At 63.9% G+C, this 7,524-nt stretch carries 12 protein-coding genes and 1 pseudogene; 4 read left to right on the top strand and 9 right to left on the bottom strand.

Annotated features, from left to right (window positions below):
* Positions 1-352: 352 nt before the first annotated feature.
* The 5 genes from MFF58_RS30905 to MFF58_RS30885 form a co-directional block, all read right to left on the bottom strand.
* On the bottom strand, positions 353-571 hold the full coding sequence (locus tag MFF58_RS30905) for a hypothetical protein (protein ID WP_238294046.1): 219 nt from the start codon (positions 569-571) through the stop codon (positions 353-355).
* A gap of 583 nt (positions 572-1,154) precedes the next feature.
* The gene (locus MFF58_RS30900; protein ID WP_238294043.1) at positions 1,155-1,469 is read right to left on the bottom strand and encodes a hypothetical protein; all 315 of its coding nucleotides are present in this window, start codon (positions 1,467-1,469) and stop codon (positions 1,155-1,157) included.
* Complete coding sequence (locus MFF58_RS30895; protein ID WP_238294041.1) at positions 1,469-2,134, bottom strand: nucleotide-binding protein; 666 nt, start codon at positions 2,132-2,134, stop codon at positions 1,469-1,471. The genes MFF58_RS30900 and MFF58_RS30895 overlap by 1 nt, the downstream gene beginning before the upstream one ends.
* Before the next feature lie 254 nt (positions 2,135-2,388).
* Positions 2,389-3,126, bottom strand: a complete 738-nt coding sequence (locus tag MFF58_RS30890; RefSeq protein WP_238294047.1) for a recombinase family protein — start codon at positions 3,124-3,126, stop codon at positions 2,389-2,391.
* A 231-nt stretch (positions 3,127-3,357) separates the two neighbouring features.
* Positions 3,358-3,576, bottom strand: coding sequence for a hypothetical protein (locus MFF58_RS30885; RefSeq protein WP_238294039.1), 219 nt, complete (start codon positions 3,574-3,576; stop codon positions 3,358-3,360).
* Between MFF58_RS30885 and MFF58_RS30880 the strand changes: the two genes are divergently transcribed.
* Together MFF58_RS30880 and MFF58_RS30875 are read left to right on the top strand one after the other, a co-directional pair.
* Positions 3,561-3,950 (top strand): hypothetical protein, encoded by a 390-nt coding sequence (locus tag MFF58_RS30880; protein ID WP_238294037.1) that lies wholly within the window; start codon positions 3,561-3,563, stop codon positions 3,948-3,950. The two genes, MFF58_RS30885 and MFF58_RS30880, sit on opposite strands and share 16 nt — an antisense overlap.
* Positions 3,950-4,102, top strand: a complete 153-nt coding sequence (locus tag MFF58_RS30875; RefSeq protein ID WP_238294035.1) for a hypothetical protein — start codon at positions 3,950-3,952, stop codon at positions 4,100-4,102. Before MFF58_RS30880 ends, MFF58_RS30875 begins: the two co-directional genes overlap by 1 nt.
* 22 nt (positions 4,103-4,124) lie before the next feature.
* Here MFF58_RS30875 and MFF58_RS30870 read toward each other — a convergent pair whose 3' ends face one another.
* Complete coding sequence (locus MFF58_RS30870; protein WP_238294032.1) at positions 4,125-4,346, bottom strand: hypothetical protein; 222 nt, start codon at positions 4,344-4,346, stop codon at positions 4,125-4,127.
* Between the two features lie 1,609 nt (positions 4,347-5,955).
* Between MFF58_RS30870 and MFF58_RS30865 the strand changes: the two genes are divergently transcribed.
* The gene (locus tag MFF58_RS30865; RefSeq protein WP_238294030.1) at positions 5,956-6,138 is read left to right on the top strand and encodes an Rmf/CrpP fold protein; all 183 of its coding nucleotides are present in this window, start codon (positions 5,956-5,958) and stop codon (positions 6,136-6,138) included.
* A 338-nt stretch (positions 6,139-6,476) separates the two neighbouring features.
* Here the strand turns inward: MFF58_RS30865 and MFF58_RS30860 are convergent, their stop codons facing one another.
* On the bottom strand, positions 6,477-6,710 hold the full coding sequence (locus tag MFF58_RS30860; RefSeq protein WP_238294029.1) for a hypothetical protein: 234 nt from the start codon (positions 6,708-6,710) through the stop codon (positions 6,477-6,479).
* Positions 6,711-6,725: 15 nt separating this feature from the next.
* Positions 6,726-6,875: a hypothetical protein gene (locus MFF58_RS30855; protein ID WP_238294027.1), complete on the bottom strand. Its 150-nt coding sequence runs from the start codon at positions 6,873-6,875 to the stop codon at positions 6,726-6,728.
* A gap of 86 nt (positions 6,876-6,961) precedes the next feature.
* Here MFF58_RS30855 and MFF58_RS30850 point away from each other — a divergent pair, with 86 nt between their 5' ends.
* Positions 6,962-7,126 carry a hypothetical protein gene (locus MFF58_RS30850; protein ID WP_238294025.1) on the top strand — a complete coding sequence of 55 codons (165 nt, stop codon included), beginning with the start codon at positions 6,962-6,964 and terminating at the stop codon, positions 7,124-7,126.
* Positions 7,127-7,319: 193 nt separating this feature from the next.
* Here the strand turns inward: MFF58_RS30850 and MFF58_RS30845 are convergent.
* Positions 7,320-7,524 (bottom strand): annotated as a pseudogene (locus MFF58_RS30845) (hypothetical protein); the annotation flags it as partial.

Below are 7,524 nucleotides of genomic sequence, written 5' to 3'. Positions count from 1 at the left end.
CGTCCGAGAGCCAGAACAGGTCCGCCATCGCCGCCTCCACGGTGTAAAGGGCGGCCCTGAATCATAAAACCACAAACCCTGCAACGGCTTGGTTCGGTTCACACCCTAGCTGCCCCGGCATTCGCAGCTACCGCACACCGACAGCCTACACCGGCCGCGGTCCAACAGCCGAGCGCCGATCCTGCACGGTCCGCCAGCACCGACGCGAAGAGCCAGGCGGCTCAGACGGAGGTGGCACGGAGCAAGATGCAGAAGGATCTCGACGCGCGGTCGAAGGCGATGGACGCGCGGACGCAGCAGACCATTGGCAGCATCTGCAAGGGCTGCTGAGGAATTCTCTGCTACTGCTATCCTATATCGCAACCTCATGCTGCACGTCGTCAGCAATGGGCTCCACGTCCTCGTAGTCGGGAACATAGGCGCACCAGCCGCACAGGCCGCGATCGGCCGCAATTGGCGCATTCCACTGCGAACATTCCGGGCAGACCTTCACGACCACGTGCGAGCCGTGAACGAATGCCAGTCCGCGACCACGGAAGGTAGCCTTACCCTGAGGCAGGTCTGTCCGCATCAGCACATCCTGCATACCAATGCAGGTTAAGCGCTATCTCCGACGCGGGTTTCGCTGCGCTGTGTGGAACTACGCAGAATGTAATGCTCCAACGCGAAACGAAAAAGCCCGCCGCGGCGAACCGGGCGGGCTGAGGTGGATTAATCCCGTGAACAACTGACAGGCAGACCCGCCTGCAGCCAAACGGTTCCCAGACGTGAAGCCGTCTACTGCTAGAGCGTCATCAGCGTCAGCACCGTCGTCGCTACGGCCATTGAAGCGACGGTCGAGAATGCAGAAATCACGAGCCATTCCATTGCCGTTCCTCCTAGCGGCATTGCTTTCACCGCCTGGATGCAGGCTCTCACCGTTCGCTGCCGTCGTAGGTGCTGCGGCACACGCGCACGGATACAGCTACGCTGATGGCAAAGATGTATTTGACAGCGAGAGATCGCCAAACAATTGGTATGATCCGATATAAAAACGCCTGGGAACACCGCGTACTATCCCGGGTTTGCTGATTACCTGGATAGAACAGAGGAGCGCGGCACAATCTTGGTGTCACTACGGGCCGCTCTTGCAGGGGAGCGGCCCGTTCGTGTTCTCAACGCGCTGCCTTCCGCGCCCGCCGCCGCTCTACCACCGCCACCGCCTCGGCGCCGTTCGCATCCATCCACCTATCGACAGCCTGGCGCAGCAGCTCCTGGATCTGGATCCCCTCATCCAGCGCGGCTTGCTTGATCTCCTCATGCCGTAGCGGCTCGACGTAGTAGCCCAGGAAGCGCTTGCCCTCGCGTGAGGCCTTAACCGGTACAGGCTCGGCTGCTGGCGCCGGAGGCGGGGCAGCCTTCGGCCTCTCCGGAGCCTTCAGCGACTCCGCGACCTGTGCCGCCATGGAAAGGGGATTAGGCTTGGCCATCACACAGCCCTACTCTCAAGCTTGCGTGTGCGTGTCTTAGCACGCAAGCCAACTTGTTTGGCAACGTGCTTCCACACAGCCCGCACGTCGACGGCCCCCTTCCCTTCAGGCTCTACCTCGATCGCCGTTTGGCCGGCGTCTGCCGACCGCGGAAACACCTTCAGGTCGTGGATCACGTCCTTCAGGATCGGCATGCCGATCTGGTTCAGCTCGCGCCGGATCCTGGCAGCCTCACGGTCACTGCGGTTGCCGACCCTGTTGAGTACCACGCATGTTGGCTTGTTGGCCTGTGTGGCAACACGCACCGTACGGGTGACCGCCTTCAGGTCGAACAGCGCAACGCCTGTCGGGATCGCGACGGCATCGGCCACCGCCAGGGCGGCCTCAACCTCGTCGGTTGCGTTGGGTGGGGTATCGATGAACATCAGGTCCAGGCCGAGCCCGCGGCCAGCCTCGACGATTTGGGCTACGGCGCGGGGCTTGGCGTCGGATACGAACGGCTGTTCCGCCTCACGCCGGTCCGACCACTCGGACAGGCTCGACTGCGGGTCCAGGTCGATGATGCCGACCTTGTGTCCATCTTCGATCGCCGCAGCGGCGAGATTAATGGTCAAGGTCGACTTCCCGACGCCGCCTTTCCAGGCGAGCAGCGCCACCACCTTCATAGGCCACACCTCCACACGGCTCATCCGGTATGGATGCCTACAGGCTCACAGCTACACCGTCCAGATTGCCGGAACGTCAACAGGCATGGAAACACACGAGTTGGCTTGTGTGGACGTTTAAATAAGCGATCTGTGTGGAAGTGTGAGCGTGTGCCGTTGTGGAGGTCGGTCGGGCCAGCGGCTCTGCTGGGACGGGGCGCAGGGTTTCGGAGCGCGGAAGATCGTGCTTCCTGCATAGGCGCATGCCGGTTTGGCTAGCTCGTGAACGGGGTGAGCAAGGATTGTGGCGTGCTGGTCGAAGACGACTTCTGGGCCGCCGGACACCCGCGACACTCCCCGAGAACCCGCCGCACCTGGACGGCCGACCGGGCCCCACCGCGGGCCGCCGGGATGCCTAGCGCGTTCAGCGCCGCCGCGATCTGGTGTAGCGAGATCGCCCCCTCGGCACGCACCCCGGCGAGCACCGGGGCCAAGTCCTTGGCCCGCTCCTCGGCCCGCCGCGTTTGGCGTGCCCGGCCGTTTATCTGCCCGGCCTCTTGGTTCGACAGGTTCCCCGGCTTGCCCAGCCGCACACTACGCGACTTGGCCGCTGCCAGCGCGGCCTTGGTCCGAGCCGTGATCATCTTGCGCTCGGCCTGGGCGACCACGGCCATGATGCCCGCCACAAGCTCGTTCGCTTCTGGCATGTCGGCCACCACGAACCGAACGCCGGCCTTCTGCAGGTTCAGCAGGAAGGCCGCGTCGCGAGACAGCCGGTCGAGCTTGGCGATGACCAGCGTGGCCCCGTGGAGCCGGCACAGCGCCATGGCCTCCGATAGGCGAGGGCGGCTGTCCCCGAACCCGCTCTCGACCTCGACCAGTTCGGCTACGTGGCGCCAGGCGCCCCCTTCGAGGAAGTCGGCCACCGCTCGTCGCTGGGCTTCGAGCCCCAAGCCGGACCGACCTTGCCGCTCGGTCGAGACTCGCAGGTAGGAGACGAAGGCGGAAGCCAGGGCGATTTCGTGGGGTGTCCTGTTCGGGCGAACGGACGTTTAACCGGATGAAACACCCACTCGCGATGACGCCAGGGACACACCGCGGCTTCCGTGCAGCCCCACTCGAACCCATTTCAGGAAGATCGGCCGCGGACGCGGTCGGATGTGCGCGACGCCGGGCGAGCGGTGATGACATGGCCGGCCGGCGAGCATCCTGTGACGGACGGGCAGGGCGCCACGATAGCTCTCTCACATGGGCCGCATCTCGTCGGGCTTGAGGCCGAGACGTCGGACAATGTCTCGCCCGAGTGAGCCCACCACCTCCATCTGCATATCGTCCGTCGTCAGTTCGCCGACCTGCGCCAACGCGGCTGCGACCGATTGGGCAAGCACGGCGTAGACGCGCACAGCCTCGCCTCTCTGATGCACGGCGATCAGGTAGGCCGTGCGCTTTGCCGACTTCGTCAACGACCTACCTCGATCCCGCGCTGGCCCTCGACGCCCCAGCCGTCGCACAGTACCTCTCCGGCATGGCCAAAGAGATCCCCAGCGTCGGCGACCTGCGCCGCAAGTCCGAGGTGACGGACGACGAGATCCAGGCGGCCACGAACGCCTTCCTGAAGGACGAGGGCGCCAAGCCGTTCGCGTTCAAGTCCGGCCACCGGATCGACGTGGGTAAGGCCATAGACATGCACCCGCAGGCCAAGAAGCTGCTGGCCGACAAGGCGACCACACTGGGCCTGCGGCGGACCATGGTGATGACCGCCGTGATCATGGGCTTCCCGGTCGAGGGATCACCAGCGAGCCCGACCCGAACCACGAGATCGTCGTCGCCCGCCTGATGCGGCAACTGCACGGGTTCGCGCAGGGCCTCGGCCTCGACGAGTTCAACCTGCGGGTGATCGTGGAGCGGGTGATCGTCTACATGCCGTGGATGTCGGATGAGGACCGCTTGGCCAAGGCGCGCAACTGGATGCTGATCGCGGCGCAGTAGCAGTCCGACCGGCTGATGTTGATCAGTCCAGGATGTGCCCGATCAACTCGCGGTTCGCGCGGATGAACGCGATGGTCCGATCAATCTCGCGGAGAACCTTCTCCGCTGCGGCACGGGCCTCCGTCCCATCGTGAAGGCCGGCGATGATCCGAGCGTGATGCTCGCGGCGCTGTTCGGCCTCCGCCAGATCCTTATCCGCCTGCGCGAGCAGATCTTGGAGGTTTGCCTCGGACGGTGTCGGCATGGTGGTTACGGCGCCCTGTCCAGTGCGTTGGCCCCGCCGCCCGACAAGCTGCTCACGGACAGGCCGCGTTCAGGAAGAAGGCGCCCCACGCACCGGGTCGGTGGCGGGGCGGAGTCGTGTCTCGGGGGAACACCGCCCCGCAGGCTAGCAATCGGCAGCCGACCTGCGGGGGAAGCTGCCCGGTCAGAGAGGGGGCGATAAAGGCTGACCGAGCAGCAAAATCTTAGGACACGTGGCTCCATGAGCTTTTACACACGATAATATCCGCTGCATTTCTAACTACTGCGTATGAAATCGAACGGATAAATACAAATTAGATCGTCAAGCTCGACAGTAAGACATGGGCGATCCGTTGTCGATCTACATGGATAAAGCTGCGCTGTTGGCGCTCGGCATGCCTTGATCAATCGTTCAAGGACAAGCTGCTGAGTGGGGGACGATGAGGGCTGACTGACGAGGGACTGAGACGCACACGCGACTTGTTGGAGGCCGCCCTTCAGCCGCCGCCTCGATACCCGCTCCCGCCATCGCCCTTGGTGCTCTCGTGCTGCGGTTCCTCGTACTCCTTATTGTCGAAGGCCCCCATGTCACCGGGCTCGGACTCGCCAGACGATCTGGGTCCTTGTGACCGTCTGGCTACGTTCCCTGGCAGATAGGGACGAGCGCCGGCCGGAGCTTCTGCGATCACCTCCTGAGGTGTCTTCGGGTCGGCACCGCTCATTGCAGGCTCCTGATCCACTGCTTTGTGATCTGGAGAAGGGGCTACGAACGACCCGGTTCCACCTCGGCTGAGAGGCGCATTTCTACAAGAAAGCCGCCGCGGCGTTGGTCACGACCTCAGCCAGCGGCCACCTCTTCCGCGACATCGTGCAGAACCATGGGCGGCAGATGGCGAAGGTGGAGTAGCCCGGCGGATCCTTCGCATCGCGGCCGAAGGCGGGCCGGCTTAAATGTCCTCTGTGGCCCATTCAACCTCGTTGCCGAGCCACTATAGAGTGCATTTCGAAACTTAAACTAGATTTACCGCCCCATAACATATGTTTTGGTGTCAAATCACACCTAAAAAATTATCCGGAAACTCGCGCCTGATCGAGGGTTGTCGCAGCAGATACGCCTCAAAGGACGCTCAATGCACGTAGCATCGACAGCTTTTATTGTCTCGCTCAGCTTCATCGCTTCGGGAGCGGCTTGCGCACAGCCGCTCGTCCCCGGTGGTTCGCCTCAAACAACGGGAGCAATCATTCAGTCCCAGCCCAACACGACCGGTAATGATCCAGATTTGATCATTGCTCGTGGAGCCACCGGGGCCGAGACCGTCACGACGAACTCGGCCGCTGGCGGCAATGCCACCCATCCCGAGCGGGCTGTGCCGAATGGCAGCGCCAGCGGCGGCGGCGGCACTCAAGGTGGTGGCTAGACGGGGTCTGACTTCCGCGGTTTGTAGCCCCACGGCCTGACGGTTCGTGGGGCTTTTTGCATTCGGCAGGACAGCCGCCAGGATGTTTCTGTCGGTCCTACACGATGGCGGCCAAGCGCAGGCGAGAGGGGATCTCCGCCGGCTCCGGAGAGGTTTCCCTCCAGGCAACCCAATTGGCTAATGGAGGATGTCATGGGCATGCGCCAGTCGCCAATCCTCAAAGCGATCTCTGAAGGTGCGCACGCCCGTGCGATTGGACGCCCGAAGGATGCGTGCCCGTACCCAGTCCGGTCGCCCGAGCGCAAGGCGTGGCTGGAAGGCTACGACGGCACGCCCACTGAGGACGGCCCGGACTCACCGATGGCAGATGCCTGATCTCACTACAGCGTAACGCGTCTCAGCAGGAAAGCTGCAGGAGCACGCAAGGGCCTTCACGCAGTCGGCATACGGGGCTTGTACGCGCGGGCGCTGCAGAACGCCCAGTCGGCAATGGTGTAGGTCTCACAGGCATGTGAGGCGACAGGCGGCCAGTGTCCGCTACGATCTACGCGTTCTTCCTCCAGGCAGAACAACCTTCAGCCCCGCCGGTACCGCCGCGGGGCTTTTTCTTAACCTATGCCGCCGTAAGATCAGGGCAGATCCCAGCGTTTGCCTCACAGCCGCGGATCTCGAGAAGCCCGCCCGGTTCGCCGCGGCGGGCTTTTTTCTGAAGTTCAGCCATCGATAGGCGCTGTCGATGACGGCCCGAAGTGCTCCCGCAACTCGGCCTGGCCGGCATCGGTGATCTGGTACTCGGCGCTCCTCGCCTTCGGATCCGTTCGCCCGGTGGCCGCGACCAAGCCGAGAACCTCTAGGCGCCGCATGTAGGCGGTCACTTGATAGAAGCGTGCACCAGTCTGAGCGAGGGTCTGAAGGCGGTAGAGGCTGGTGGGCGCGAGCTTATGCATCAAGGCTGCTTAGCATCAGCGCGCCACCGCCCCGATGTTATCCTCGTAGATCGAGTTCGGTTTGCAGGCGTGCCACTCCTTCTGCTCTTCGGTCTGTCCCTTGCGGCCCCAACAGTAGCCGGCCTGGGCCAAGCGTAAGCCGATCTTGGAGCCTGCACTGCTCATGGGTGACACGGACCACGAGGATGGTGCCGACGACGAGCCGTCCCTAGCGGCGCCTGTAGAGTGTCACCGGCTCGCAGGTCGTCTACATGCGCGAGAACGATCAGGACCGCGAGGCTGAGGCGGCCGAGAACCTGCTGCCGGAGGTGTTGGCCGAGCCGCAGCCTGTGGCCGAGATCCTGCCCTGGTGCAGCCGCGGCAACGTCATCGCGGCGGCCGGCACGTTCCTCGTCGATCTGCTGGAGCGGGCCTGATGCCGGCCGCGCTTCGAGCTAAGCGACAGCTGTTGCGGCAGCAGCAATGCCGGAATGAACTTAGGAAGTGGCCCCACCCGGCTATCCTGGAGGAACGTTGAGGTGGGGCCACACCGACGGTTTCCCGCCGGCAGGTCCGATCATGTCAGTGGTTGGCCGGCGGCGAACTCACCTGTGTGAGGCCGCCGGGCGATCATTGCCCCTTCTGCGGGAGCAGGTTGCGAGCTTCCTTGACGGAGTCGCGGCATCTCTGGTCGCCCTTGGCGTTCAGGTCGACCGCCCGCTGCACGGCCGTCTTGGCCTGCGAGACCTTGTCCTCGGACGACTGGCCCGGAGACGCCTTGGCATCCCCACCCTGTGCGGCCGCAGCCGCCGCCGTCGGCCTGTTCTCCGATTGG

Source organism: Methylobacterium longum, from assembly GCF_022179385.1.
Lineage (GTDB): Bacteria > Pseudomonadota > Alphaproteobacteria > Rhizobiales > Beijerinckiaceae > Methylobacterium > Methylobacterium longum.
This window is presented reverse-complemented; position numbering and strand designations above follow the sequence as displayed.

Excerpts from the sequence above, each read along its gene's own strand:
- MFF58_RS30905 (WP_238294046.1), bottom strand. The coding sequence starts at position 571 with ATGCGGACAGACCTGCCTCAGGGTAAGGCTACCTTCCGTGGTCGCGGA.
- MFF58_RS30900 (WP_238294043.1), bottom strand. The coding sequence starts at position 1,469 with ATGGCCAAGCCTAATCCCCTTTCCATGGCGGCACAGGTCGCGGAGTCG.
- MFF58_RS30895 (WP_238294041.1), bottom strand. The coding sequence starts at position 2,134 with ATGAAGGTGGTGGCGCTGCTCGCCTGGAAAGGCGGCGTCGGGAAGTCG.
- MFF58_RS30875 (WP_238294035.1), top strand. The coding sequence starts at position 3,950 with ATGCGGCAACTGCACGGGTTCGCGCAGGGCCTCGGCCTCGACGAGTTC.
- MFF58_RS30870 (WP_238294032.1), bottom strand. The coding sequence starts at position 4,346 with ATGCCGACACCGTCCGAGGCAAACCTCCAAGATCTGCTCGCGCAGGCG.
- MFF58_RS30865 (WP_238294030.1), top strand. The coding sequence starts at position 5,956 with ATGGGCATGCGCCAGTCGCCAATCCTCAAAGCGATCTCTGAAGGTGCG.
- MFF58_RS30860 (WP_238294029.1), bottom strand. The coding sequence starts at position 6,710 with ATGCATAAGCTCGCGCCCACCAGCCTCTACCGCCTTCAGACCCTCGCT.
- MFF58_RS30855 (WP_238294027.1), bottom strand. The coding sequence starts at position 6,875 with ATGAGCAGTGCAGGCTCCAAGATCGGCTTACGCTTGGCCCAGGCCGGC.
- MFF58_RS30850 (WP_238294025.1), top strand. The coding sequence starts at position 6,962 with ATGCGCGAGAACGATCAGGACCGCGAGGCTGAGGCGGCCGAGAACCTG.